The 25,804-nt window shown below is 58.4% G+C and carries 25 protein-coding genes; 17 read left to right on the top strand and 8 right to left on the bottom strand.

The genetic code is table 11. The annotated features are described in order from the left end of the window. Window positions 1–15: 15 nt before the first annotated feature. The 5 genes from Pan181_RS04350 to Pan181_RS04330 all read right to left on the bottom strand — a co-directional run bounded on the left by Pan181_RS04350 (window position 16) and on the right by Pan181_RS04330 (window position 5,913). Entirely contained in the window at window positions 16–870 is an 855-nt protein-coding gene (locus Pan181_RS04350; protein WP_231943745.1) for an ABC transporter ATP-binding protein, read from the bottom strand. Beyond that, on the bottom strand, window positions 867–1,727 hold the full coding sequence (locus tag Pan181_RS04345; protein ID WP_145245660.1) for an MlaE family ABC transporter permease: 861 nt from the start codon (window positions 1,725–1,727) through the stop codon (window positions 867–869). The genes Pan181_RS04350 and Pan181_RS04345 overlap by 4 nt, the downstream gene beginning before the upstream one ends. A gap of 104 nt (window positions 1,728–1,831) precedes the next feature. After that, window positions 1,832–2,407 carry a hypothetical protein gene (locus Pan181_RS04340; RefSeq protein WP_145245659.1) on the bottom strand — a complete coding sequence of 192 codons (576 nt, stop codon included), beginning with the start codon at window positions 2,405–2,407 and terminating at the stop codon, window positions 1,832–1,834. Window positions 2,408–2,509: 102 nt separating this feature from the next. After that, a complete protein-coding gene (locus tag Pan181_RS04335; RefSeq protein WP_145245658.1) occupies window positions 2,510–5,095 on the bottom strand; it encodes an ATP-dependent Clp protease ATP-binding subunit in 2,586 nt (861 codons plus the stop codon). A 182-nt stretch (window positions 5,096–5,277) separates the two neighbouring features. After that, complete coding sequence (locus Pan181_RS04330) at window positions 5,278–5,913, bottom strand: tetratricopeptide repeat protein (RefSeq protein ID WP_197528899.1); 636 nt, start codon at window positions 5,911–5,913, stop codon at window positions 5,278–5,280. Window positions 5,914–6,233: 320 nt separating this feature from the next. On the opposite strand from Pan181_RS04330, the gene Pan181_RS04325 reads away from it, so the two are divergent. From Pan181_RS04325 to Pan181_RS04260, 14 genes are all read left to right on the top strand, one after another. Then, window positions 6,234–7,352, top strand: coding sequence for a thiamine phosphate synthase (locus Pan181_RS04325; protein WP_145245656.1), 1,119 nt, complete (start codon window positions 6,234–6,236; stop codon window positions 7,350–7,352). A 48-nt stretch (window positions 7,353–7,400) separates the two neighbouring features. After that, window positions 7,401–8,495, top strand: coding sequence for a mannose-1-phosphate guanylyltransferase (locus Pan181_RS04320; RefSeq protein WP_145245655.1), 1,095 nt, complete (start codon window positions 7,401–7,403; stop codon window positions 8,493–8,495). A 65-nt stretch (window positions 8,496–8,560) separates the two neighbouring features. Beyond that, the gene (locus Pan181_RS04315; protein ID WP_145245654.1) at window positions 8,561–9,571 is read left to right on the top strand and encodes an esterase/lipase family protein; all 1,011 of its coding nucleotides are present in this window, start codon (window positions 8,561–8,563) and stop codon (window positions 9,569–9,571) included. A gap of 111 nt (window positions 9,572–9,682) precedes the next feature. Next, window positions 9,683–10,129, top strand: coding sequence for a Holliday junction resolvase RuvX (gene ruvX / locus Pan181_RS04310; RefSeq protein WP_145245653.1), 447 nt, complete (start codon window positions 9,683–9,685; stop codon window positions 10,127–10,129). A gap of 23 nt (window positions 10,130–10,152) precedes the next feature. Further along, entirely contained in the window at window positions 10,153–11,025 is an 873-nt protein-coding gene (locus tag Pan181_RS04305; RefSeq protein WP_145245652.1) for an SDR family oxidoreductase, read from the top strand. Window positions 11,026–11,139: 114 nt separating this feature from the next. Beyond that, window positions 11,140–11,925, top strand: coding sequence for an MBL fold metallo-hydrolase (locus tag Pan181_RS04300; protein WP_145245651.1), 786 nt, complete (start codon window positions 11,140–11,142; stop codon window positions 11,923–11,925). Window positions 11,926–11,973: 48 nt separating this feature from the next. Continuing rightward, window positions 11,974–12,747: a creatininase family protein gene (locus Pan181_RS04295; protein WP_145245650.1), complete on the top strand. Its 774-nt coding sequence runs from the start codon at window positions 11,974–11,976 to the stop codon at window positions 12,745–12,747. Window positions 12,748–12,893: 146 nt separating this feature from the next. After that, entirely contained in the window at window positions 12,894–13,934 is a 1,041-nt protein-coding gene (locus tag Pan181_RS04290; protein ID WP_145245649.1) for a TlpA disulfide reductase family protein, read from the top strand. A gap of 5 nt (window positions 13,935–13,939) precedes the next feature. Continuing rightward, a complete protein-coding gene (locus tag Pan181_RS04285) occupies window positions 13,940–14,521 on the top strand; it encodes an HU family DNA-binding protein (RefSeq protein ID WP_145245648.1) in 582 nt (193 codons plus the stop codon). Window positions 14,522–14,714: 193 nt separating this feature from the next. Continuing rightward, window positions 14,715–15,782 carry a redoxin family protein gene (locus Pan181_RS04280; protein WP_145245647.1) on the top strand — a complete coding sequence of 356 codons (1,068 nt, stop codon included), beginning with the start codon at window positions 14,715–14,717 and terminating at the stop codon, window positions 15,780–15,782. A gap of 300 nt (window positions 15,783–16,082) precedes the next feature. Next, entirely contained in the window at window positions 16,083–16,370 is a 288-nt protein-coding gene (locus Pan181_RS04275; protein ID WP_231943841.1) for a calmodulin-binding protein, read from the top strand. A 246-nt stretch (window positions 16,371–16,616) separates the two neighbouring features. Next, complete coding sequence (locus tag Pan181_RS04270; protein ID WP_145245645.1) at window positions 16,617–17,699, top strand: helix-turn-helix domain-containing protein; 1,083 nt, start codon at window positions 16,617–16,619, stop codon at window positions 17,697–17,699. Between the two features lie 17 nt (window positions 17,700–17,716). Further along, window positions 17,717–18,268, top strand: coding sequence for a hypothetical protein (locus Pan181_RS04265; protein WP_145245644.1), 552 nt, complete (start codon window positions 17,717–17,719; stop codon window positions 18,266–18,268). 172 nt (window positions 18,269–18,440) lie between these two features. Beyond that, window positions 18,441–19,520 carry an Mrp/NBP35 family ATP-binding protein gene (locus Pan181_RS04260; RefSeq protein WP_145245643.1) on the top strand — a complete coding sequence of 360 codons (1,080 nt, stop codon included), beginning with the start codon at window positions 18,441–18,443 and terminating at the stop codon, window positions 19,518–19,520. Window positions 19,521–19,735: 215 nt separating this feature from the next. Here the strand turns inward: Pan181_RS04260 and Pan181_RS04255 are convergent, their stop codons facing one another. From Pan181_RS04255 to Pan181_RS04245, 3 genes are all read right to left on the bottom strand, one after another. Beyond that, window positions 19,736–20,029, bottom strand: a complete 294-nt coding sequence (locus Pan181_RS04255; protein WP_197529319.1) for a hypothetical protein — start codon at window positions 20,027–20,029, stop codon at window positions 19,736–19,738. Window positions 20,030–20,418: 389 nt separating this feature from the next. Further along, complete coding sequence (locus tag Pan181_RS04250; RefSeq protein ID WP_145245641.1) at window positions 20,419–20,751, bottom strand: hypothetical protein; 333 nt, start codon at window positions 20,749–20,751, stop codon at window positions 20,419–20,421. 448 nt (window positions 20,752–21,199) lie between these two features. Further along, complete coding sequence (locus tag Pan181_RS04245; RefSeq protein WP_145245640.1) at window positions 21,200–21,991, bottom strand: site-2 protease family protein; 792 nt, start codon at window positions 21,989–21,991, stop codon at window positions 21,200–21,202. A gap of 259 nt (window positions 21,992–22,250) precedes the next feature. Between Pan181_RS04245 and Pan181_RS04240 the strand changes: the two genes are divergently transcribed. The 3 genes from Pan181_RS04240 to Pan181_RS04230 all read left to right on the top strand — a co-directional run bounded on the left by Pan181_RS04240 (window position 22,251) and on the right by Pan181_RS04230 (window position 25,753). Next, window positions 22,251–23,663 carry a UTP--glucose-1-phosphate uridylyltransferase gene (locus Pan181_RS04240; protein WP_145245639.1) on the top strand — a complete coding sequence of 471 codons (1,413 nt, stop codon included), beginning with the start codon at window positions 22,251–22,253 and terminating at the stop codon, window positions 23,661–23,663. Window positions 23,664–23,715: 52 nt separating this feature from the next. Continuing rightward, a complete protein-coding gene (gene cyaB / locus Pan181_RS04235) occupies window positions 23,716–24,261 on the top strand; it encodes a class IV adenylate cyclase (protein WP_145245638.1) in 546 nt (181 codons plus the stop codon). Window positions 24,262–24,379: 118 nt separating this feature from the next. Further along, window positions 24,380–25,753 (top strand): MFS transporter, encoded by a 1,374-nt coding sequence (locus Pan181_RS04230; protein ID WP_145245637.1) that lies wholly within the window; start codon window positions 24,380–24,382, stop codon window positions 25,751–25,753. Window positions 25,754–25,804: the final 51 nt, after the last annotated feature.

Raw genomic sequence — 25,804 nt, 5'->3', positions numbered from 1 at the left:
GAACTTGGCTCCCGTTTACATTGCGGCAATCATGCGCGATGATTCAAACTGATCGCGCATTTCCTGCAGGCGTTCCCCCGCCTCGCCTCGCAGGAATTGAGCCACTCGCTTGTCTTTGCACTTTTGGATTTCGGCGGTCGTTCCGTCGAAGATGATTTGCGGTTCGTCCTTCTCAAGTCGAGCCAACGGATACAGCATTACAATGCGGTCAGCCAGCTTCATCGCACTCGACATGTCGTGGGTAACGACGATGCTCGTAACGTTGGTATGGTCGCGTGTACGCAGAATCAACTCGGTGATCACGTCGCTCATGATCGGGTCGAGACCAGTTGTCGGTTCGTCGTACAGCAGAATCTCTGGCTGCATGATGATCGCCCGAGCCAAGCCCACCCGCTTCCGCATACCGCCCGAGAGTTCGGCAGGGCGTTTCACCATGACGCTCGACGGCAAACCAACCACCGACAGCGCTTCGCGGACCGCCTGGTACGCTTCTTCGAGTTTGATCTTGCGGTGTTCACGCAGCGGGAACGCAACGTTGTCGGCAATCGTCATGCTGTCGAACAAAGCTGCGTTCTGAAACACAAAGCCAAACCGTGTTCGCAGTTCGGTGAGTTGTTTGTCGTTCAGATTGTCGAGCACCTGGCCATCGTACACCACGTGACCACTAGTAGGCTGAACCAGCCCGATCAGCGACTTGAGCAGCACGGTTTTGCCGCAACCGCTTTCGCCAATGATGGCCAGCGTTTGTCCTTGGGGCACTTCAATCGTTACGTCGCGAAGCACGTGCTGACGGCCGAACTGCACATGCAGGGCCTGCGCAGCGATCTGCGTCTTGTCATTCGACGGTTGTTCGGGGCTAAGTTCGCTCACAGTGCCATCTCCGGCCACAGAGTGTAGTACAGCGAGTCAAACGCGATACTCAGCAACAAGTCGAGTACCAAAATCACCACGAACGACTGCACAAACGCAGCGGTCGACGCCCGACCGACTCCTTCGGCTCCTGGCTGGCAATTAAACCCGCGGTAGCAACTCAGGATAGCAATCGCGGCGCCGAAAAACACGCTCTTCATGATACCGTAGCACAAATCCCAATTTGCGTCGGAATAGCGGGCGTTGTTGACATAGTAGAACGTGTCGATATCGAGAATATAAGTGCAATAGAAACCACCGCCGACCACTCCCATGAACACTGCCATGATTGTCAGCGAGGGAATCATGAACAAGCAAGCCAGGAATCTCGGCACCACCAGATAGCGGATGGGATTGGCTCCCATCGCTGTGAGGGCATCGATCTGCTCGGTCACGCGCATGGTTCCGAGTTCGGCCGCAATGGAACTCCCCACCCGCCCCGCAAGCATCGTCGCTGCCAGCACAGGGCCGAGTTCGCGGAACATCGAGCGGTTGATCACCGCCCCGAGTTGCGTCTCTAGCCCAAAAGCGCGGAACTGGGAGTACGACTGTACTGCCAGCACCATGCCAATGAAGGTTCCGGTAAGAGCCACCACCGGCAAACTTCGGACGCCGATCTGGTAGAGCGCCAGCACCAGCGTGTCCCGTCTTGGCAAGCGAACAACCATCCACAGAAACGTTTGCCAGGCAAACAGTACGATGTCGCCCACCGACTCGACCCAGGCGATCGTGATTTCGCCGATGTCGGCAATGCCATCCAACACCCGACCAATAAAGCCGGGCGCGGAACGATCGATGCTAGCTGTACCAGTAGACATGGGAAGAGTAGTTTCGCGTGGGGGGAATCGCGAGTCGAGGTTGGAGCGCACCGGGACGCGCAACCTCGTTTATCTCTTCGACCAGTCGAAGGCTACCGCTTAAATCAAATTTTCTGATTAGGCAAGTTATCCGGCCGCTGATTCTCCGGTGGCTGGCTCTCTGGTAATTGGCATTCCGGCGATTTCCTTGACGGAGTGAAGACTCTGCTAGCAAAGTACATGATCACCCCGAAGAGAAAGACAATCGCGGTGACTTCCCACGGCGACACTCCCGCGACGCGCGGCAGCCAGACTCCCACGAGAATCCCCACGACCGCGACTCGCCAGCGAGGCCAGAGGTTCTCCACTTGGACACTCTCTACCCTCGGGTCTCGATGCTCGATGAGTTCTTGCCCCGACCGGGCCGCTTCGTGCGGCAAGCTGGCTGTCAGCTCAGCATGATCGACAAAGAATGTGAAATGCACGACCAGCCAGCAGAAGAAAATGAACACGGTGACTGCCATCGTCGCCGAAGCTGGCATGGCGACGATCTCGCGGAACCACACCAGTACAAACAACGCGACAGCCAGAATCACCAAGCTCCACTTGCGAGCAGGCAATGTTTTAGACTCCGCGTCCGAGTCCATTGCCTCAGGCGGATCTTCGCTGGGTTCGTCGAATGGCGATTGAATGATAGCCATGCGGACGATTGTACCCTTTCGACTGACGAAACCCCCACAAAAAACCCCGTGGCCCAATTCGGGCCACGGGGTGTGGTTTCACAGATTGCGAACGAGGCGGGGTTAGCTTTCGTCGCTGCTCGAATCGTCCGATTCGCTGGTCTCTTCGGCAGCTACTCCGGCAGTTACCGGTTCGGCCTCTTCGGCCGCCTTGAGGTTCTTGCCGGTGAAGAGCAACTGCTTCTTGTCGCCAACCTTCTTGACCTCGACTTCGACGGTATCCTTGCCGACGAACTCGCCCTTCAGCAGTTCTTCGGCCAGTGGATCCTCGACAAAGGTCTCGATGGCACGACGGAGCGGACGGGCACCGAAGTCGGTGTTCGACCCCTTCTTGATCAGGAATTGCTTGGCCTCGTCGTTCAACACCAACTCCAAGCCCTTCTCCACCAATCGCTTGGTGATCTTCGAAAGCTCGAGGTCGATGATCTCCTGGAGGTCCTTGTTCTGCAGATGGCGGAACACGATCACGTCGTTGCAGCGACCGATGAACTCGGGACGGAACACCTTTTCGATTTCGTCCATCACCCGAGCCTTCATACCGTCGTACGAGGCGTCGTCGTCCTGCTTCTGGAAGCCAAAGGCCGACTCGTTCTTAATCGCTTCGGCACCCGCGTTCGTGGTCATGATCAAGATCACGTTACGGAAGTCGATGTTGCGACCAAAGCTGTCGGTCAACCGGCCTTCTTCCATGATCTGCAGAAGCATGTTGAATACTTCGGGGTGGGCCTTCTCGATTTCGTCGAGCAACACCACCGCGTAAGGACGGCGGCGGATCTGCTCAGTGAGCTGACCACCTTCTTCGTAGCCGACGTAGCCGGGAGGGGCACCAATCAAACGACTGACGTTGTGCTTCTCCATGTACTCGCTCATGTCGATCTGGATGAGCGCGTCGTCGTCGCCGAACATGAACTCGGCCAGGGCCTTGGCCAGCAGAGTTTTACCAACACCCGTGGGGCCGGCAAACACAAACGCACCGGTCGGCCGCTTGGGATCTTGCAATCCACTACGGCTACGACGCACGGCCTTGCTGATCGCCTTGATGGCTTCGTCCTGGCTGATGACTCGTTTATGCAGCTCTTCTTCCATGTGCATGAGCCGCAGGCTGTCCTCGGTGCTCATGCGAGTGAGCGGAATGCCGGTCATCTTCGAAACGACTTCGGCAATCACGTCTTCGTCGACAACGCCGCCGTTTTCGCGTGATTTTTCCCGCCATTCCTTGTGGATCTGCTGCTTCTTTTTCTTCAGTTTGTCGGCCTGATCACGCAGCGACGCAGCCTTCTCAAAGTCCTGGCTGGCAACCGCTTCTTCTTTCTGATTGTTCAGGGCTTCGACTTCTTCGTCGATTTCTTTCAGATTTGGCGGCTTCGACATGCTCTTGAGCCGCACCCGAGCACCAGCTTCGTCGATCACGTCGATCGCCTTGTCGGGCAGGCAACGACCGGTGATGTACCGATCGCTGAACTCGACGGCCGACTGAATTGCGTCGTCGGTGATCTGCACGCGGTGATGCTCTTCGTAACGATCGCGAAGACCTTTGAGGATCTCCACGGTGTCAACTTTCGTGGTTGGTTCCACGATTACTTCCTGGAACCGGCGAGCCAGCGCCTGATCCTTTTCGATGTACTTGCGATACTCGTCGAGCGTAGTAGCACCAATGCACTGGATTTCGCCGCGAGCGAGAGCTGGCTTCAGTACGTTCGAAGCATCGATGGCACCTTCAGCACCACCAGCACCAACGAGCGTGTGCAATTCGTCGATGAACAGAATGGTGTTCTTCGCGCGACGAACTTCGTTCATCACCGCCTTAATGCGTTCTTCGAACTGACCGCGGTACTTGGTACCAGCGACCATCATCGCCAGGTCGAGCACGACAATGCGCTTGTCGAGCAGCAGCTCTGGCACTTCGCCATCGACCACGCGTTGAGCAAAGCCTTCGACGATGGCAGTTTTACCAACGCCTGCTTCACCAAGCAACACGGGGTTGTTCTTCGTCCGGCGGCAGAGCACCTGAATGGCACGTTCGATTTCTTTCGCCCGACCAATCACGGGATCGAGTTTCTTCTGGCGAGCCAGTTCGGTCAGGTCGCGACCAAAGCTGTCGAGAGCCGGCGTGCGGCTGCGGCTGCCTTTCTTGCCACCTTCGCGAGGTTCGCCTTCTTCTTCGCCTGGCGACTGACCACGTCCGCCGCGGTCGCCTTCGCCACCTTCGATGCCATGCCCAAGCAGGTTCAGCACTTCGTCGCGAACTTCTTCGAGCTTGAGACCAAGGTTCATCAGCACCTGAGCGGCGACACCTTCTTGCTCACGCAGTAGGCCGAGCAGGATGTGTTCGGTACCGACGTAATTGTGATTCAGGTTGCGAGCCTCCTCCATGGAGTACTCGATCACCTTTTTAGCGCGGGGAGTTTGGGGCAACCGGCCCATGGTGACCATGTCGGGGCCACTTTGTACCAGCTTCTCGACTTCCAGACGGATCTTCCGCAGGTCGACGTCCAAGTTCTTCAGCACGTTGGCGGCAACGCCACTGCCTTCTTTGATGAGTCCCAACAGCACATGTTCGGTGCCGATGTACTCGTGGTTGAACCGCTGAGCCTCCTGGTTAGCTAATTGCATCACCTTTCGGGCGCGGTCGGTGAAACGTTCGTACATTCCCAGTCTCCGGAGTTGCGTGCCTGCTTGATTGATTCGTATAAGACCAGCCGCTTACGGGCCGACTGACCTAATTCAGTGTCTTGGTAAATTGTGGAAAACGGGTGAGCTGACGAATTCTAGGCGCCAGGCCCTTAAGGTTCCAATTGGATTGTAGGCGAGTGCGAGGCAATGGACCGTGGTCAGGCCGCCTCGGTGGTGGCGGAACTTGCGTCTTCGCCGGGGTTGTTGTGGTCAGTTTCTAGGATTTGCAATTCGCGTTCGATTTCGAAGTGCCATTTGTCAGCTGCCTCGAGCCGCGCGATCTTCTGCAACCGTCGAACGGCTTGCCGCGATCGGCCCAGGTGCCGCCACAGGGTGGCCAGCAACAACTGTGCTTCAATGTCTTGTCGGTTGTTCCGTACCCAATCAATGAGCGTACGCTCGGCCTCTACCCAATCCCCTGCTAGATATTGCCGTTGGGCAATCATCAGCTGGCGATCGGCTTCGGCTTGCTGCTGCTCGAGCCGCTCGGTTTCGGGGTCGATCGTTCCTTCACGCTCGGCCCTTCGTCGTTCGGCTTGTCGTCGCAACTCGCCTCGGGTTTCCCACAGCGCGGCGAGCCACAGCAACAACAAAGCTGCCCCGCCTACCCATTTTGCCCGCGGCTCCATGAGCTCGGGCCATATAAATAGGTTCACGATGGCCAGGTTCACCAACGCAGTAAATCCTATCGCGAGTGCCAAACCGGCCCAAGACCCCTCAACCCACAAGTGAGGCAATCCAGGCCACAAGTAGGCAATCCAGGGAGCTCGTTTTTTACGGGATGGGCGTGCCAAGGCAGGCGTGCTTTCATTTACCAGTAACACACCGCGCACCTTGGTCTCGCGACCTGCAGGACAGGCAACCTGCAAAAGTGTAGGCGCGCGGCCAGCCGATTCAAGGCAACTCGATCGGTGGACACGACTTACGTCAACTGAGTTGTCGCCGATCCGGTCCTGGTCGTCACACTCAATACAACCGAGCGCTGACGATTCTGACGGTCGCGACGTATGATGAGGAACATACTGCTTATAACGGCCCTCGACGATAGCGATTGATGCTAGCAAGTAGCGTGGAGGGTCTCGATTCTGCTTCCGGCGATTACCCTGAAAGCCGTATGACTGACTCCCGACATCACGCTTCGACTACCACTGAACCTCCTGCGGGCGAAAAAAACGTCGCTACGGTCCGCATTCTTGATGCTGCGCTTAACCGCGCCGGCGAGGGGCTGCGTGTCGTGGAGGACTACCTGCGCATGGCCCTCGACGATGGACACCTCGCGAAGCGGGCCAAGCAACTCCGACACGACCTGGCCGAGGCCAGTAAGTCCCTCCCCGCCGAACAACGCACCGCCTCGCGCGACACTTTGGGCGATGTCGGCACGCGCAACTCGACTGCTAGCGAGCAGCAGCGACTCTCGCTGATAGAAGTCGCAACTGCCAGCTTTCGCCGGACCGCGGAAGCTCTGCGGACCATCGAAGAATATGGCAAGCTGCTGGACACTACGCTCGCAAAGCGGTGCGAACAGTTGCGATATCAGCTTTACACGCTCGAGAAAGCCACCACGCTCGCGACCGCTGCCAATCAGCGATTGGCTGATGCCAGACTGTATGTGCTGGTCGAGGGAGCCGAGTCGGCCGAGCAGTTTGCCCAGCAGGTGGAAACATTGGTAACCGCTGGCGTACACGTGATCCAGCTGCGCGACAAACGACTCGACGATCGCACACTGCTCGCAAGGTGCGAACAATTAGTAGCCCTCACCCGCCCTGCGGGGGTGATCTCGATCGTGAACGATCGCCCCGACCTGGCGGCGATCGCCAAAGCCGATGGAGTGCACCTGGGGCAAGACGACTTAACCGTAGCGGCCGCGCGACGCATCCTGGGCCCTGAACCTCTCGTGGGTGTTTCCACTCACCATCTCGCGCAAGCGCAGCAGGCAGTGCTCGACGGAGCGAACTACTTGGGAGCCGGTCCCACTTTCGCTTCCGGCACAAAGCAGTTCACCGAATACGCAGGGCTGGCTTACTTGCAGCAGGTTGCTGCTGAAGTGTCGCTACCTACCTACGCCATCGGTGGCATCACCGCCGAGAACCTGCCACAAGTGCTAGCAACCGGCATCACCCGCATCGCAGTCGCGGGCGCGGTGACCGGTGCGCCGAACCCCACCCACGCGGTCGAGCAGTTGCTCGCCCAACTTCCTCACTCGTCTGCAGAAATGCCGGCAAGTGAGGTATGATAAGAATCTTCCCCTTCGTTCCACGACTCTTGAAAGTCTCGCTTCGCTATGCTCCATCCCATTATTATGGCCGGCGGTTCCGGCACCCGTTTTTGGCCTGCTAGCCGTCGTCAGACACCCAAGCAAATGCTCTCGCTCGTTCCCGGGGGTACCATGATTGCCCAAACGGTCGAGCGACTAGGCGACCTGGCTCCGCCGGAGCGGTGTCTGGTGGTTACCAACGAGCGGCTGGTCGACGGAATCCGCGAACTATTGCCGCAGTTGCCAGCCTCGGCGGTGGTAGGCGAGCCAGCCAAACGCGACACGGCCCCCTGCATCGGCCTGGCAGCACTGCTGGTAACCAAAGTCGCTGGCGACGCCGATGCTATCATGGCGGTGATGCCGGCGGACCACGTGATTACGCCGGTCGATGCATTCCAAACCGCCATTCGCCAGGCGGTCGACCTGATCGAGTCAAATCCCCAGGCAATCGTCACCTACGGCATCAAACCGACCTATCCGGCTGAGATTTTTGGCTATATCCATCGCGATGTGCCGATGAGCCTGTCGACCAGCGAAGAGATTGCTCCCTCCTACCACGTGAAGGAGTTCCGCGAGAAACCGAATGCGGCTACCGCAGAAGACTACGTGGAGTCAGGCGAGTACTATTGGAATAGCGGCATTTTCGTATGGCGGGCGTCGACTATTCTCGAAGCCCTGGCCGAGCACCAACCGCAGATGCTCGCCCATCTCGAAAAAATCGCCGACGCCTGGGGCACCGACCAGCAGCAGGAGGTATTCGAGCGAGAATTCACCGCAATCGAAGGCATTTCAATCGACTATGCGGTGATGGAGCACGCGACCGACGTGGTAGTGATTGAGGCTCCGTTCGAGTGGGACGACCTAGGTGGCTGGCAATCGCTTAGCCGCCGACTCGGCACCGACGACGACGGAAACACTATTGTGGGCAAGCACTTAGGGCTCGACACCACGGGAACCATCGTCCGTTCGTCGGACGATCACTTGATCGTTACCCTTGGCCTGGAAGACTGTATTGTGGTACATACGCCCGATGCCACGCTGGTGGCCAACAAGCACCACGAAGAGTCGATCCGTAAAATCGTAAAAGAACTCGAATCCAAAGCGATGGACGAGCACCTATAGTGCAAGGATTCGAAACGCACAGGCGGAGACTCTTCGTTCGGCACATCCATCCCCGCGAGGACTGAATGAATCGCAGAGAATTCCAAACTGCCGTCGGCTGTTTCTTCGCCAGTAGCATCGTGGCTCCCTTTGCGCAAGCGGCCGGCAAACCTCGGCGGCCCAAAGGCCTGCCGAACGTGCAAACCACTACCAATGGCGGGCAGCAGTTCTGGGGCGACGTTCGCTACCATGCTGGCTATCGCATTCAAGAGCACGCCCTCACGGGGCACTTTCGTTTACTCGATCCGCAGTACGAGCGTGTCACCTGGGGAACGCTCGAAGCATGCGAGTCGCAGCTAAGCGAGATTCGCCAGCAAAACGCCCAACTGTCGAACGAGTCGACCGCGGTCATTTATCTGCATGGCTTGTTCCGTTCGCGGTGGAGCATGTCGCGGATGGCCAACCACATCAACCAACAAACCGGCTGGCAGTCGATCGTGCTTGGCTACGCTTCGACCCGCGGTTCGGTCGGCGATCATGCCAATAAGCTGGCTCAGGTCATCGAACATCTCGATGGGGTGAAGAACATCCACTTCGTTGCTCATAGCCTCGGCAATCTAGTGATTCGCTACTGGCTCGGCGATAAGCAGTTCCAACAACAACTTGCCCAGCAAGGTGCCCAGGTAGGTCGCATGGTGATGGTCGGCCCGCCGAACCATCGTCCCTCGCTCGCACAGGTGCTTACCCCGCTCGACACGCAGCAAATCATCGGCGGCGAATCGGCCAGCCAACTGGCCGAAGACTGGAAGGAACTCGCCCCGAAGCTGGCTACGCCGAGTTGCGACTTCGGCATCCTCGCCGGCGGCAAAGGCGACGAATCGGGCCACAACCCGCTGATCCCCGGCGACGACGACATGATCGTCGGCGTGAAGGAGACCATGCTCCCCGGCGCCAGCGATTTCCGCGTGCTCGACGTGATTCACGCTACCATGATGTACGAGCCAAACATCATGGGCATGGCTACCGAGTTCTTGCAGCATGGGTACTTCGAGTCGGCCGAAGCTCGCCATCCCTTAGGCAAAGTAACCATCCCCTGAGCCTTGGCAGGCATTCCATAACCAGCCGAGTGAAACATACGCGAGAAGCCGCTTCGCTCCCCCCTGCCCCACGCTCCCGTCCCTCCCTTCATCAACCTTTCGACCGAAACCTTGCCTGAGAGAATTGCTGGAATCGACTACGGAACCGTTCGGGTCGGCATTGCGATTGCCGATGCGATGGTCGGCATTGCCTCGCCGCACGAAACCTACCAGCGGCAAACCCCGGAAGTCGACGCCCGCTACTTTAAGCGTCTGGCGACCGACGAGGCGTTAGTGCGATTTGTCGTAGGTCTCCCAGTCCACCTGAGCGGTGAAGAGAGTCAGAAGTCGCACGAAGCTCGTAAGTTCGGCGCCTGGCTCACGGAGATCACCGGGCTGCCGGTCGACTTTTTCGACGAACGCTACAGCTCGGCCCAAGCGGAAGAAATGCTGCAGGCGGCCAATCTCACCAAGAAACGTCGCAAGGCTCGACTCGACGCCTTAGCGGCCCAAATCATGCTATCGGCGTATCTCGAATCGGGCGCACGTAGCGACGACAACCCGGGCTCGATTGGTTGAACTCACTCCTTCAAGAAACGTCAATGTCTCGCTCTGCTTTAGTGGTTGGTTGTGGCTACCTTGGTGCGCGCGTCGCTGAGCGATGGCACTCGCAAGGCTGGCAGGTGCACGCAGTGACTCGCTCGGAGAAGCACGCGGACGAGTTTCGCAGTCGCGGCTGGGTACCGACTGTCGCGGATGTCACCGATCCCGAAACGCTAGCGAGCCTGCCAGAAGTCGACACATTATTAGTCGCGGTCGGGTACGATCGATCGGGCGAGCAGTCGATCGACGAGGTCTACGCCATCGGTATGAAAAATCTGTTGGCCGCAGCGCCCAACGCAACCGGGCGGATCCTCTACATCAGCACCACCGGCGTTTACGGCGACGCGGCCGGCGATTGGATCGACGAGTCGACCCCTACCGCTCCCCAGCGGGCAGGCGGGCGGGCGTCGCTGGCGGCTGAGCAATTGCTTCGCGAGAGTCGCTTCGCCGAGCGGTCGGTCGTGCTGCGGTTGGCTGGCATTTATGGTCCCGAGCGACTCCCCTATCTCAAACAACTCGCGTCCGGCGAAGCCATCGAGGCTCCTCAGTCGGGCTACTTGAATCTAATCCACGTCGCCGATGCAGCATCCGTTGCCGAATGGTTCGGAGATCCGTCGCGGCCGCTATCGGGGCCCGAACTGTACTGCGTTTGCGACGGCCATCCGGTGGTACGACGCGACTATTATGGCGAAGCCGCACGCTTGCTGAACGCTCCCGAGCCAACGTTTATCGCCCCTGCGGCCGACAGTCCTCGGGCAGCACGGGCTTCGAGCAATCGCCGAGTTAGCAATAAAAAACTAGTCGATACCTTGCCCTTTGGGTTGAGCTATCCGAGTTATCGCGAAGGTTTGCAGGCGATCGTGCGTTCGTAGCCGATGTCGAGTGGTTTCCGTACGTTGCCCAATCGGGGTGGTCGCTCTATCATCTAAGCCCGGACCACCCTCAATCGACTTAGCCCCACCGGCCTCCACCGCCCTAAAGGACTTATGCTTCAGCGAACCCCCTTATTTCCGCATGTGATCGAGTTGAACCATCAAGCACGCCGACGCATTACATGCAGCGTGTACCTGGTATTCGACGATCAAAACAACTGGGCGTTGCTGGACATTGGGTACGAAGACGCGGTCGACGAAGTGATTGAGCTGATTCGCCAGCTCGATTTTCCCTTCAGCAAATGCATGGGGCTGATTGCCTCGCATGCCGATGTGGATCACATTCAGGGGTTGGCCAAGGCCAAACGCATCCTGAAAGCCCCCACGTATTGCCATGATCTGGCGGCAACGCATCTGGAGTCGGGAGACCGACTATGGACGTTCGCCTCGATCGAAGCCCAAGGCATCGACCTCGAAATGCCGAAGGTAACTATCGATCATCGCATTGATGAAGGCGATACCCTGACCATTGGCGACCAAGCCCTCGAAGTCTGGCACACCCCGGGCCATACCGACGGGCAGTTGTCGTTCCGCATGGGCAACCTGTTGCTCTCCGGCGACAACATCTTTCGCGATGGTTCGGTGGGAGCTATCGACGCCCATCATGGCAGCAGCATCCCGGCTCAGATTGCGTCGCTCCAGCGCATTCAGAAGAGCGATGTCGAGTGGCTATTGCCGAGCCATGGCCCCGCGTTCCGCAAAGACAACGCGATGATCCAGCGAACCATCGATCGCCTGGAAACCTACCTGCACATGGCCGACTTCGGCACATGTGCCCTCGACTGGCCGCTGATGGACGAATGGGAAGACGAGTTGCTCGATGGCAAGTCGCCAGAGTAAGCTGGGCGAACGGTTCTCACGTTCGAAGCACTCCTAGCGACTAGTCTCATGCCTTTGCGTCCTTACCTGCTTGCCGAAACTAATCTCCGCCGATTGCAAGCCGAGCCGCCTCGCGTGGCGGTACTCCCCTGGGGAGCCACCGAGGCTCACAACTACCACATGCCTTATGGCACCGATGTGTACGAAGCCCAGGCCATTGCGGGCGAAGCCGCGCGGCGGGCTGCCGAGCTTGGCACGCCGGCCATTGTGCTGCCGGTGATTCCGTTCGGCAACGACGGACAGCAACTCGACCAGGTAGCCACGATCAGCATCACCACCGCAACCTCGCTGGCAATTCTTGGCGATGTCGCCCACTCGCTGGTCACGCAAGGCATCGACCGACTGCTCATCGTCAACGGCCATGGTGGCAATCACTTCAAACCGACGATTCGCGATCTCGAGGCCAAGTTCCCGCTGTTAGTGGTGCTGGCCAATTTTTTTGATCTGGCGACCGACACCCATCAGCAACTCTTCGAACTGCCTGGCGATCACGCCGACGAGATGGAAACCAGCTTGATGCTGCACCTGCATCCCGAGTTGGTGGAGTTCGATCAGGCGGGCCCTGGCACTCGTGTCGCGACGCCACTCGACGATCTCAAGCAACTCGGGGCCTGGTCGCCCAGGCCTTGGTCGAAGTGCCATCCCGACACCGGCAGCGGCGATCCCTCCCGGGCCACGGCAGAAAAAGGGCAACGCTACTTCGAAGCCATCACCGAGTCCCTGGCTCAGATCATCGCCCGCATGGCTTCAAGCGATTGCGATTCGCTGGTGCCTGAGGTCTAGGCGTTTAAGCCGTTTTCTGCGCAGAAAGCCTGCCATCAATTCGCAGTTTTACTCAGGTCGCATCCTCGGCGTCGAGCGATTAGGATGAATACCTCGAGGGGGCACGCGCTGTGCTTCGCCATCCTAATCTCAAGGAACACAGGCCGATGATTGCTTACCGCTGCGCACGCTGTCTGACCGTCTTGCTCTCGCTCGCCATGCTGTCGATGTCCGCAATGGCCCAAGAGGAGCCCCAGGCCGACAAGCCAAGTGAGATTCAGCTCCCCATGTCGTCCGACCAGTGGCTTAACTTTCCACCGCTGTCGCTCGACCGCCTGAAAGACAAAGGGGTCGTGCTCTACTTCTTTGAGGAGGACTGCCCGAAGTGCGCCGGTAAGTGGCCCGATCATCTTGCCACCGCCCGCGAACACATGACCGAACCCGTCGTGGTGATCGGCGTAAACTCCGGCAATACGCCGGCCGAGGTCGCCCAGTACGTACAGCAGCACAATATCACCTGGCCAATCATTGTCGACACCGATCGTTCGCTCGAACGACAAATGCTGGCCAACCCGATCTCGTTGAAAAACATCGCCGCGCTCTACATCCGCACGCCCGATGGCAAATGGCAACAACGCAGCAGCAGCCGGTTGTCGCAAGCCATAACCGCGGCCGGCAAAGAAGCTCACTGGCGGGTGAAGCCCGAATCGGTACCAGCGGAACTCCGCCCCGCGTGGGGATTCGTCGAGCTGGGCAACTTCTCGGCCGCGCTGCCGCTAATCGTGCGGGCCGAACGCCGGGGCAACGAGCAGGTGAAAGCCACGGCTCAGCTATTACGCGACGCGGTGGCCACGGAACTCGACAACGAGCAACTTGCGGTGCGTGAGCTTTTGAAGGAGGGAAACGATTGGCAAGCCTACAAATCCATCCACTCCCTGGTTGAGACCTACGAAGGCTTCGACATCGACGCGGAACTTACCGACAAGCTAGCGGAACTCAAAGACTCCGAAACGGTTAAGCAGCAGGAGGAAGCCGCCAAGAAACTCGCAGCCGCGTTCCGAGTGGGTGCCCCGAATACGCCAGCCGCAGTGAAACGAGCCACCGCCATGCTGGAACGTCTGGTCGAGAACTACCCTAACACCGAAGCAGCCGAGCAAGCCAGCGACCTGTTGGAACAGCTAAATCCTACTCCTGGCTTTGGAAACTGAGCACGATGTCGCCGAAAGAGCTTACCGACCAACTGGCTAGTCGCACTGGAATAGATACCGCGAGCGTCGAGAAGGTACTCAATGCCCTGGCGGCTGCGGCCCGCGAAGGAGCAGCCGAAGGTTTCTTACTACCGGGATTGGGACGATTGCAGATCATTCCGGGTAAAGTTCGCAAAGGTATCAATCCGTTTACTGGTGAAGAGACCACCCTACACGCTCCTGCCGAGGTCGAGTTCACGCTTGATCCGCAAGCCAAGCAAGCAATGCTTGACGCCTGGGATCCTACGCAGGCCTCTGATGATTCTGTAACCGAACCATTGCCAAGAGTCCGCTTGAGGCCCGACCTGGAAGACTCCATCCTGGCAGATGCCGGCGTTGACGCCTCGCAGAACACCAACTGCCAACTTGGCGGCACGCCCGATTGGATTCAGCAGCCCGAGGTCCCCACTTGTTGCAGCCGCGAGATGGTGTTCTACGGTCAACTCGACTCGATCGGGGGACCATTCATGCTGCTCGATGTGGGCATGATCTATGTGTTCTACTGCGAACAGTGCTATTCCACACGTTCCGTGTTGCAGTTCCACTAGCGCGTGCGGGAAGATCCTAGCATTATCCCTAAGACTCTCTGAATTCTGCCAGAAAGCGAACCTTTCTATCAGGTTTATCAACGTCTGATTATTCGTTGAATCACCCCAATCACTAGTTGGCCGGTGAACATCACTCGGTTAGAATCGACCGTTCCGGCGTTCTACGATTCCTTTTTTAGCTTGGGACACAATCATGTCACGCTCTTCGTTCGGCAAGACCATCGCCTCGTTCGCGCTACTCTCGATGGCATTGACTCTCCCAGTAAACGCCGAGGACTCTCCTTCCGAAGAGCCGGCCAAAGAGGGCCCCACCTGGTACCGCACCGATGGCGAGTTCACCGAGCTACCCTCGTCGCCTGACCAATGGTTGAACAGCGCACCGCTGTCGCGAGAAGATCTGAAGGGCAAGGGAATCATTCTGTATTTCTTCGAAGAGCAATGCCCTAGCTGTCGAGGCAAGTGGCCAAGACTTCTTGAAATCAGCGAAGCAGCGGAGGAATTACCGGTCGTGTTCATCGCGGTGAACTCTGGTAACTCCGCAGCCGAGGTTAGCAGCTACCTCAAGCAAAATAAAATCGACTGGCCCACCATCGTCGACACCGATCGATCGTTCGAGAAGAAAACGATTGCCAGCGAGATTAGCTTGAACAATATCTTTCAAACCGGTGTGAGCCTATCCACAGGCGAGTGGAAACAGGCCTCGGTCGACGAAATGTCGCTAGCCGCCAAGGCCGCTGCGGAAGGTGGCAATTGGAAAGTCGATCCTTCCGAGGTTCCCGAATCGCTTCGCCGAGCCTGGCGGAATATCGAAATCGGCAACTACGCCCAGTCGTCCCGCGAGGTGATGCGGGAAGGTCGCGACGGCGACGGCGAATCGAAGGCTGCCGCAAAGAAGCTCTACATCATCGTTAAGCAATCGATGGATAGCGAACTCGCCGAAATCGGCAAGTTGATGAAAGCGGGCGAAAGTTGGAGTGCCTATCAGGCCTTGGACCTCTTCCGCGACAAGTACAACGGCTACCCAATGCACTCGGCTGTGGATGAAGAGTACAAGAAGCTGAGCCAGTTGGATGAGGTAAAAGAGCAGAACCGGGCGGCCAAGAAACTGGCCGCGGCTATCCGCCAAGGCTCGACCGGCGCGCCGCTGGCGGTCAAGAGAGCAATCGAATCTCTGGAAGATATCGTCGACGACTATCCCGAAACCGACGCCGCCGCAGAAGCCCAATCGCTGCTCGACAAGGTGAATGGTGGAACCAACTAACCAGCTATTTGGCCTGACGAAACGCATGGAATCGCCCCCAAACGCCGGCAAACTCGGCCTGCGTTTGGGGGACTTTGTCCCTGGTTGAACCAAGCGTTGATGGCTCTGGTTGGTAATCTCTGCGGATCGTGCCGGAAATTCTCTCAATTCCGGTCTTACCGGTTGCCGATGGTATAGGCACCGGGAACTGCCTGTTCGTGTTCCGCACGCAGCACTCGGATCAATTACCCGCACAGCCATCGAACACGAGGGGAGAATTCCATGCACCGTTGCCTTGCTGCCATCGCCTTTACCGGGGTGATGCTGCTTGCCGGTCTGTCGGCCGAAACGGCCGAAGCTCAGCAGGCCTATGGCCGGGCTTGGGGCCATACTTACACGACCCAAGACTGGAACCGGTTCTATCACTACCCGTACGTGTACTACCCTCAGAACTACTGGGGCAGTGAGTACTACCGCAGTGCCGATAGCCTGTACTACCGCTATCCGCCTGAAATGCGAATCCCGGTCTACAACAAGCGTTGGCACAACTACTATCCGTCGCCACGCAAGTACCACTCCGGACACCACTTCATTCTCGACGTCTTTTGATCGGTGAGTCTTCGGACAAACCACGGCAATGTGTCTATTCGGGGGGACTGACACGGAGCCAAGGTCAACAGAGGAAACGAATGAGGGACCGTGAAAACCGCGGCGCAGGTCATACGACCCGCGTCGCGGTTTCGCATTGATAGACCGCGAAAATCCCATCGCTCACCAGCGCAATCGGTGCAGCTTGTCGGAGGTGGCTATAATGGTGATTCCGACCCCCTTCCCCTCCACTTACCCACGATCCGCGTGACTCAGCCCTCGCCCAGCGACGCCTTAACTCAGTTCCGGCAGCAGCAAGCTGCCCGGTTTGCACCAGGGGCGTGCGATGCACTCGTGGGAGTCAGCCCGGCGATGGAGCGCGTGCGGGCTCAGGTGGCCGCAGCGGCCGCCAGCGGGGCCAACACCCTGATCACGGGACACGATTCCCGCGGCTTGCAGCAAATCGCCCAGTCGATTCACTATCGACGCTACAGCTCCGGCGAACAGGGCCTGCTCGAGCTCGACACCACTACCGCGCTCCCTAGTCAGCTCGGCCGACTGCTGCAGCAGATGCTCACCAGCGAAACGCAAGCCACGCTGTTGATTGAGTCGGTCGAGTCGCTCACCGCCGAGCAGCAGTTCGAGCTACTCACCGCCATGGCCCGCACCGAATGGCAAGGCCAAGTGTTGGCCACACAGCTCGTAGCGGTCGACAACAACATGGAACTCGAAACTCCCCGCCCAGCCTTGTCCGACGAACTGCAGGCGGTGCTTACCACGCTGGTGATCGAAGTCCCCCCGCTCGCAGCCCGTCCCGAAGACTTACCAGAGCTGGCTCGCTGGTACTTGGAAGATCTGGTGCAAGGCTCGCGCGATCCCGCGCCGACGCTCACCGAAGATGCCTTGGACCTACTGATGATTTACTCCTGGCCGGGGGAGCAAACCGAGCTAAGCGAGTTGCTCACCGCCGCGGCCGGGCGGGCACGCGAAGGCACCATCACCGCGCGACACCTGCCGAAGGTGCTGCATCACGCAGCCGACTACGAATCGCTGGCTAGCGACCGCCCTCAACCGATCGACTTGGACGACTACCTAAGTCGCGTCGAAGCCGCCTTAGTCACCCGGGCGTTGGAGTTGGCTGGCGGCAACAAAGCCGAGGCCGCTCGGCTGCTCGGCGTGTCGAGACCGCGACTCTACCGCAAGCTGGAACAAATGGGGCTGGTGGAACCGACCTCTACGAAGCCGGCCACCAAACCGACGGAAGAGAAACCACCGAAAGAGAAGCCTGTGGTCGAACCACCCTCCACAGCCGACGACGACATCGAGTTCCTTCCGCTCGACCCCGAATAAGTCCACAGCTCCCAATCATGCCGACACGCACCGTTCCAACTCGTCCCACCTTGGCCTTCCCCTGGCCTTCGCGCCATGAATCGGCCGGGCCGGCGGTTCGAACGGTGCTGCACGACGCGGTGTGGCTCGCCTTAGTGCGTCAAAAAGTGGTGCAATGGCGGAACTCTATCGGCCTGCACGTGCCGCTGGTCGGCTATCCAGCACTACGCGAGGTACCTTTCGGGGGATCTGCCATGCGGTCGCTATTCGTCCTCGAGGCGGGCCGCAACGATTTGGCGACGCTGGCCAGCTGGATTTCAGATGATCGCGAGCGAACCGTGCTGGCCGTGCTGGCGCGGGGCGACTTCACCGCGGAGCAAGACCGCCGGGCGGCTACTCAATTGTTGCAGGAAGCCGGCGCCCGGCTCGTCGCGGCCAATCCTGTGGATTTAGCCCGTCTTGGGGAACTTCTTGAGCATTGGCAGGCGACCTGGCGGTGCTCCACCACCGATCGACTCGGCGATTTACCCCTACGATGCTGGGGCCCCGCTTGGCAAGCCGAGCCCGGACGCCTAGGGTTGAGGGAATAGAGTGCCGAGGGGCCCTAACGAGCTTGGGCTCGAAACACGGCCCCCGACTCACCCCCTTCCCCCCGAATACGACGTTTCGCCCCACCAAAACGGGCCGAACGCCTGCTCGATCCCCACACACGCCCCCCAGCAGGGCATATTGCCCTCCCTCGAACACATTGGAGCTACACCTATGGCGGACGCGGCCGTCACTGTCGAACAAGTCCAGCAAGCCCTGAGCGACTTCAACGACCCCGAATCGGGGCGGAGCGTCGTGAAAATGGAGCAGGTGTCCAACGTTGCCGTCGACGACGGTGCGGTACAGGTCGAACTGGCACTCACCAGCTGGGCGGGGCCCATCCATCAAGCGGTGCGGGCCGACTGCAGCGAGCACCTTCGCCAGCGTCTGCCGGAGGCGAAGTCGATCGAGGTGACCATCGTCGAGCATACCCGTCCTGCAGAGCGAATTGGGCAACTCGGGTTGCCGGTGAAGAGCGTGGTGGCCGTGGGGTCCGGTAAAGGTGGTGTCGGTAAGAGCACCGTGGCCGCCTCGCTGTCGTACGCCCTAAAGGCGAGCGGAGCGAAAGTTGGCCTGCTGGATGCCGACGTGTACGGGCCAAGCATTCCGCATATGGTCGGTATCAAGCAAAAGCCAGCGATCGCCGACAACCGTATTCAGCCGGTCGAGAAGGATGGGCTGAAGCTCATGAGCATGGGCTTCATTGTCGAAGAGAGCGAAGCGGCCATCTGGCGCGGGCCGATGCTCGACCGAGCCATCAAGCAAATGCTCGGCGACACCAACTGGCAAGACCTCGATTACTTGATTATCGACATGCCGCCAGGCACCGGCGACGTGGCCATCACTCTGTCGCAGTCGTTGCCAATCAGCGGTGCGGTCGTGGTCTGCACCCCGCAGGACGTCGCATTGCTCGATGCGGTGAAGGCGGTATCGATGTTCCACAAGGTCAACATTCCGCTGCTCGGCATCGTCGAGAACATGAGCTTCTTCCTTTGCCCCGATAACGGCAAGCGTTACGACATCTTTGGTTCAGGCGGGGCTCGGGAGAAAGCGATCGAACTTCGCGTACCCTTCCTAGGCGAAGTACCGATTAACATCGCCATCCGCGAGCGCGGCGACGCTGGCCAGACATCGGCCAACCTGAGCGACGAAGAAACGAGTCGCTACTTCCAGACAATCGCCACGCAATTGGTACACAACCTGGTTCGCGAGCGGGCCACGCAACCAGCCGGCGGTGCATTGCCGGTACTGTAGAACCGCTTAAGCCCCAAAGCACACCGCTGCTCGAACTGGTGGCGGTGTGCTCCCCGGGAGCTTGAAGCGAGTAGTGTGCGTAAATCGTCTTCAGCAGTGCGCAAAAAAAGAGAGCCGAGAAGCCTGTGCGATTCAGCACAGGCTGTCGGCTCTTTCTCGTTACTACTTCAATGTGGGCGACAAGCAAGGGCTCGTCGCTCAGCCACATTTACTACTTAGGCCTTCTTCTTAGTGGCCTTTTTCTTGGTACCCTTCTTTTTGGCGGCCTTCTTCTTGGTGGCCTTTTTCTTGGTTGCCTTCTTCTTGGCGACCTTTTTCTTGGCGACCTTCTTCTTGGCGACCTTTTTCTTAGCGGCCTTCTTCTTTTTGGCTGCCTTCTTCTTGGTGGCCTTTTTCTTGGCTACCTTCTTCTTAGCAACCTTTTTCTTGGCTACCTTCTTCTTGGCGGCCTTTTTCTTGGTCGCCTTCTTGGCGGTCTTCTTTTTGACCACCTTCTTCTTCTTGGCCACGGTAAATCCTCCATTCATGGGATGTGATGCAATCCGCGGCGGCTTGTTGATTGCGGTTCGCAAACCGCATCGATCAACCGCACACAGCTGCACCCTCGAACTCGATGGTCGTCCTTCCGCGACGACCGATGGTAACGTTGCTTTGATCAAGCGAAGTGACTTTGGAGATCACAACAGCGGTCCTTGCAATGCAACCATCTCTTCCTATACGGGGTAGTTGTACGGAATCTTTGTTTTTGTGCAACATGTCCTAGCCATTTTTTGTATCGTTTCGACACTCAATCGCAACGCATAACAGGTCCAATCAATAACCTTATCCATCGCTAGGAAGCAACGTTATCGATGCGTGCAAAGACGAGTTGGTTGTCTTCAGAGAGAGCACGAAGCAATCAATAGAGATACACCTGCGATCCATCGCCAAGTGTGATGGCCGGTTGCGTTGTCGTCCGCTCGCGACCTAAGAACCACCACTTCGCAGGTGTTGCACGTTCGAATTGTGCGCGCGTTTTCCACGGAAAAACAAGCTTCTTTTCTTCCAGCTCACAATCAAGCAAAGCGTTGACGATTTGTCGACACCAAAGACGATAGTAACGTCGTCGATAGTGAATGGGATCGATGCCATACCAATGATCTTGCGTGGTTAACACTTGGCAATCGCATGGCTCGGCAAGTTGTCGTAACCGCTCGTTCGTCTCTTTGGCATAGACGCGCATCTTGGCCAAAGTGACGTTGCATTGCGGGAAAAAATTCTTCGAAAAAATTTGTAGCGAACGACTCCTAACGACTCAATTGATGCGTTTGGAAGCTCGGTAGTTACCATTCGCGCATCCATCGCCTGTAATCGCGCAACGCAGTTCGTTACCCATTCGATAACGCGATCGGGCTTACGACCATACACCAAGTCGTTGCCGACATCGGTGATCAATGCGAAAGTGGGCAAGCTATTGTCGCGTTGCACGGCTTCCCACAAACCGCACTCATCGATACCGGGTAACGAACGAAAAGGTATCGAACTACGAACGCCGTACGAACGTCCAAAGCCGTTCGCCATAAAGATTTCGACAGGTCCTGAGAAAGCCATACGCGTGGTAGCAATCAACGTGGCCGATATCAACCGCAGGTTGCTGGCCCCTAACAGGATGACGCGTGCAACTGGTGCCTGGCAGTCTACTACCATCCCATTCCATTCCCACGCCCAGTGTAGGCTTGCCAAAGTTGAAAGTTGTTATAGGCCAAGAAACCGAACATCACCGCAATAAAGAAGCTATGGAAGAACGCGAGGCCTACGACGGCCATGGCAATGGCAGCGCCGATCGAGATCTTCATCGACAGCTCCAAGCCGTATTGAGTGTTCCGTCCTAGCGTGAGTACTTCGCGAGCGATTTGCCCACCATCGAGCGGATAAATCGGCAACAAATTCACGAGTCCCCACACGATGTTGATCTGTAGCAATTGGAACACCGCGACCATCACGCCAGAGGAACCGAAAGGCCGAAACCAAAAATATCCAACGACGAGCCACGACGGATACATCGTCTCTCCAAACCCTGCGGGAGTCGCTTGCCATAATGGTACAAACGCAACCGCGGGACTCATCAGCAGAACGAAACCAATCACAACCGCGGCAAACAGAAATCCTGCGACAGGTCCTGCGAATGAAATCAGAATCTGACTCCTCGGCGAGCGATCGCAATCGCCACAGATGGCTAAGCCGCCGAAACCATGCAGTACGATGCGTGGCCAACCTCCGAACCGTCGCTGCATGAATGCATGCCCCAATTCGTGAATGAGAATCGAGACAAACAACACAACAATCCACGACACCGCGAAGAGAGGATCGCGGTTATTCCCTCCCAATCCCAAGAACAAACCGACGAGCCAGAAAAAGGGATGGATGCGTACCGGGATACCCGCAATCCGAAAATGCAAATCAGCCGGCGAGGGAGGTGGTTCGTTGAGCATAGCGGGAGCGATTCGTGTGGTTCGGTGCGAAGCGATAGGTATTCGAGTGGTTCGTTCCCAATTCTAGCTCATCGCCGTCCAATTCAACACGGCAAGTCCATTCGCCACCTACGAGTCGGCTTTCTTCCATTCGGCACTCGAAAACCACACACCGCATGCCGAATTGGCCCGCACTAGTCACATTGCGGGGGGGCGTGCGATAATGCCTCGCAGCACGATCAGGCTCACCACAAGTTTTACTTTAACGCAATACACCATCATGGCCCCCGAATCGCTACTCGCACGACTCGAACCATATCAACAACAACACGTACTCGCTTTCTGGGATTCGCTTGATGCGGACGCCCAGGCGAAGCTCGCCGCCGAAGTCGAATCGCTCGATCTGGAACTGATCGCTTCGCTATTCAAAGGCGAGGTTGACCAGCCCGACTTTGCCGAAGAAGCGCGCCGCGCGACAGAGCCTCCGGCCATGCGTTTGGCCGATCGCCGTGGAGAGGGAACCTCGAAGCTGGGACTCTCGCCCGACGAAGCCCGCGTGAAAGGTGCCGAGGCACTGGCCGCTGGCAAAATGGGCATCCTGCTCGTCGCGGGTGGTCAGGGAAGCCGACTCGGATTCGAGCACCCCAAGGGAATGTACAAGATTGGCCCGGTGTCGGACGCGACGCTGTTCGAGATTCATCTGAAGAAGGCGTTGGGGCTCGCCCAGAAGTATGGCAAGAGCGTGCCATTCTATCTGATGACCAGCCCGGTCACGCACGAAGAGACCATTGAGTTCCTGAAAGCGAACGACAACTTTGGCATGCCAGCCGACGAGGTGTTTGTGTTCTGCCAAGGCACGATGCCGGCGGTCGACGACAAAACCGGCAAGCTTCTGCTCTCCGAACCGGGCGAGCTGTTCAAGAGCCCCGATGGTCATGGCGGCTGCGTCGCCGCCCTCGAACGAAGCGGTGCGATCGCCCACATGCGCGAGCGTGGTGTCGAGCACCTATTCTACTTCCAGGTCGACAATCCCATTGTGCCGATGTGCGATCCTGAGCTCATCGGCTACCACCTGTTGGCCGAGAGCGAACTGACCTCGATTGCCGTGGCCAAGCAAACGCCGGAAGAAAAGTTGGGCAACTTCGTCATGCTCGGCGATCGGTTGCACGTGATTGAATACAGCGACTTCCCTTTGGATGTAGCGGAGCAAAAGAACGACGATGGCTCGCTACGCTTCTGGGCCGGCAGCATCGCTATTCATGTGTTCGGCGTCGCGTTCCTCGAACGCATGCTGAGCTTCAAGGACGCGCTGCCGTTCCACATCGCCCACAAGAAAGTGCCGCACCTCAATGCCGAAGGGAACCAGGTGGATCCGAGCGAGCCGAACGCACTGAAGTTCGAGCGGTTTATCTTCGACCTGTTGCCGCAGGCCGCCAAGCCGATCGTCGTGGAGTACACCGAAGAGGAATGCTTCGCCCCGCTCAAAAACGCTCCAGGCGCAGCGAAGGACACTCCCGAGTACGTCCAGCAGTTCATGGTGAACCAGCACAAGGAATGGCTGGAAGCAGCCGGCGCGAAAGTCGCCGATGGCGTGGCCGTCGAAATCGATCCCACCTGGGCGGTCGACGCCGACGACGTGGCCAAGAAGGTGGCCGCTGGCACCGAAATCACCGAGCCGACGCTGCTGAAGTAACAAGCACTCACGCGAGCCCCCTCCCCCGACCTCCTGCTAGCCAAGCACCGCCATGCAACTTGAGATCGAACAGAAGTTCGCCATCGCCGATCCCGTGGCCGTGGTCGAGCGGGTAGTGCAACTCGGGGGGCAGGAACTTTCGCCGGTCGAACAGCGCGATACCTACTACAATCACCCGTCGCGTGACTTTCGGACAACCGACGAAGCCTTGCGAATCCGTCGCACGAACGAAAACACGGTGGTCACGTACAAAGGTCCCAAGCTCGACACGCAGGTGAAAACCCGCCCTGAGATTGAGATTCCTTTGGCCCAAGCCGAGTCGTGGCCTCCGCTGCTGGAGATTCTCGGCTTCCGTGAAGTGGCCACGGTGAGTAAACGCCGGCGGCGGTTCGCCCTCGCCCGCGAAGGCTTCGACATCGAAGTCGCCGTGGACGAAGTGACCAATGTCGGCAACTACGCCGAGGTGGAGATCGTCGCCGACGAGACTCAGGTATCCGACGCGCGACAAGTGGTTCAAACGCTGGCCAGCGAACTCCAGCTGCAGGATGTCGAACCACGCAGCTACCTGTCGATGCTGCTCGCCAAGCAGGTCGACTAATAAGCTCGCCCACGCAAGGCTGCTCCGCGTTGCGCCGACGGGAGTCGCTCGGCTGCTTCGCACGAGTAGTCCGCGCTGAGTATCCCCACGCCCCCCTTCCCCCGCCCCCCACAGGAACATGTCGACCGACACCGACAATCGTTACTCCGACGAACTGCCGGTGGACGACGTGACTCCCTACGATTCGCCGCTATCGGCAGATCCGCGCGAGAAGCGAGACGAAGCGGTGAACTTTGCGTTGCTCACGATGCATCAGGTCTTTCTGCGGGTGGGATGGATCTTTAAGACCGAGAGCATCGTGATGCCGGTGTTCATGGACTTTATCGGGGGAGGTCCGGTGCTTCGCGGAGTGTTGATGGTACTGAGCCGCATTGGGCTGAGCGTGCCGCCGGTGCTGTTCTCGCGACAACTTAAAATCGCCCGCCAGAAGAAATGGTGGCTCAGTTTGTGCGGGCTGGCGATGAGCATCCCGTTCGGGCTGCTCGCCTGGATTTGCTGGCAAGGCACTTGGCGCGACACGCATGGCGACCCGCGCTGGTGGATGCCGGTGGTGTTTCTCATTCTGTATGGCATCTTCTTCATGCTCACCGGCATGAATCAACTGACCGCGCACGCGATCCAAGGCAAACTGATTCGCGTGAATCGTCGCGGGCGGTTGTTTACCGCCAGCGTCGCGATCGGCGCACCGCTGGCGATCCTCGGTGCCTGGAACTGGATGCCGATCTGGTTGGAAGAACCCGATACCGGATTCGCTTGGCTGTTTGGCTGCGCGGCCGTCGCGTTCTTTGGCACCGGGTTAGTGACCATGTTGCTCCGCGAAGAGCCCGACGACTTTCAGCAAGACCGTTCGCCGGTGCTGCATTACTTTCGCGACGCCTGGCGTGTGGTCGCCCGCGATCCGAACGCGCGGTCGCTGGCGTTGCTCACGGTGCTGATGAGTTTCATGTTCATGCTGTTCCCGCATTACGTCGCGGTGATCGACGACCGTCCGACGTTTGACCTGAAACGTATGACCTCTTGGGTCTGCCTGCAGAACGCAGGGACCGCGCTGTTGAGTTTAATCGTCGGTCCGCTGGCCGATCGGTTTGGCAATCGGGCCGCGCTGCATCTCACCACGCTTGGACTGGCAGTGGCCCCCGCGCTCGGTCTGGTGGGACTCTATCTGCCGAGCGAGGTGCGACTGCAGTACGCCTGGCTGATGTTCACTGCGGTCGGATTTACCCCGGTCACGCTGCGGCTGATGATTAACTACGCTCTCGAAATCGCCCCTCGCGACGACCACCCCAAGTACATCAGCACACTTGGATTGTGCGTGGCGATTCCCGTCGTGATCGGCGCCCCGCTGGTCGGGTGGATCGCCCGCGAGTGGGGATACCAACCGATCTTTCTGCTCGGCTTGGTCATGTTGCTAGCAGCCTTGGTGCAGACTTTCCGCATTGCCGAACCCCGCACCGGCGAGTCGAGCCTATTGCACAAGGCGCTGCGAAAATAGAGCCTGCGACCGACTGCGCAGTTCGCCAGCCCAACTCCCGTTGCGCAGCGG

Source organism: Aeoliella mucimassa (genome assembly GCF_007748035.1).
GTDB classification, from domain to species: Bacteria; Planctomycetota; Planctomycetia; order Pirellulales; family Lacipirellulaceae; genus Aeoliella; species Aeoliella mucimassa.
This window is presented reverse-complemented; position numbering and strand designations above follow the sequence as displayed.

Coding starts and splice junctions, on each gene's coding strand:
- Pan181_RS04345 (WP_145245660.1), bottom strand. CDS start 1,727: ATGTCTACTGGTACAGCTAGCATCGATCGTTCCGCGCCCGGCTTTATT.
- Pan181_RS04340 (WP_145245659.1), bottom strand. CDS start 2,407: ATGGCTATCATTCAATCGCCATTCGACGAACCCAGCGAAGATCCGCCT.
- Pan181_RS04335 (WP_145245658.1), bottom strand. CDS start 5,095: ATGTACGAACGTTTCACCGACCGCGCCCGAAAGGTGATGCAATTAGCT.
- Pan181_RS04325 (WP_145245656.1), top strand. CDS start 6,234: ATGACTGACTCCCGACATCACGCTTCGACTACCACTGAACCTCCTGCG.
- Pan181_RS04320 (WP_145245655.1), top strand. CDS start 7,401: ATGCTCCATCCCATTATTATGGCCGGCGGTTCCGGCACCCGTTTTTGG.
- Pan181_RS04315 (WP_145245654.1), top strand. CDS start 8,561: ATGAATCGCAGAGAATTCCAAACTGCCGTCGGCTGTTTCTTCGCCAGT.
- Pan181_RS04305 (WP_145245652.1), top strand. CDS start 10,153: ATGTCTCGCTCTGCTTTAGTGGTTGGTTGTGGCTACCTTGGTGCGCGC.
- Pan181_RS04300 (WP_145245651.1), top strand. CDS start 11,140: ATGCTTCAGCGAACCCCCTTATTTCCGCATGTGATCGAGTTGAACCAT.
- Pan181_RS04295 (WP_145245650.1), top strand. CDS start 11,974: ATGCCTTTGCGTCCTTACCTGCTTGCCGAAACTAATCTCCGCCGATTG.
- Pan181_RS04290 (WP_145245649.1), top strand. CDS start 12,894: ATGATTGCTTACCGCTGCGCACGCTGTCTGACCGTCTTGCTCTCGCTC.
- Pan181_RS04285 (WP_145245648.1), top strand. CDS start 13,940: ATGTCGCCGAAAGAGCTTACCGACCAACTGGCTAGTCGCACTGGAATA.
- Pan181_RS04280 (WP_145245647.1), top strand. CDS start 14,715: ATGTCACGCTCTTCGTTCGGCAAGACCATCGCCTCGTTCGCGCTACTC.
- Pan181_RS04275 (WP_231943841.1), top strand. CDS start 16,083: ATGCTGCTTGCCGGTCTGTCGGCCGAAACGGCCGAAGCTCAGCAGGCC.
- Pan181_RS04265 (WP_145245644.1), top strand. CDS start 17,717: ATGCCGACACGCACCGTTCCAACTCGTCCCACCTTGGCCTTCCCCTGG.
- Pan181_RS04260 (WP_145245643.1), top strand. CDS start 18,441: ATGGCGGACGCGGCCGTCACTGTCGAACAAGTCCAGCAAGCCCTGAGC.
- Pan181_RS04245 (WP_145245640.1), bottom strand. CDS start 21,991: ATGCTCAACGAACCACCTCCCTCGCCGGCTGATTTGCATTTTCGGATT.
- Pan181_RS04240 (WP_145245639.1), top strand. CDS start 22,251: ATGGCCCCCGAATCGCTACTCGCACGACTCGAACCATATCAACAACAA.
- cyaB (WP_145245638.1), top strand. CDS start 23,716: ATGCAACTTGAGATCGAACAGAAGTTCGCCATCGCCGATCCCGTGGCC.
- Pan181_RS04230 (WP_145245637.1), top strand. CDS start 24,380: ATGTCGACCGACACCGACAATCGTTACTCCGACGAACTGCCGGTGGAC.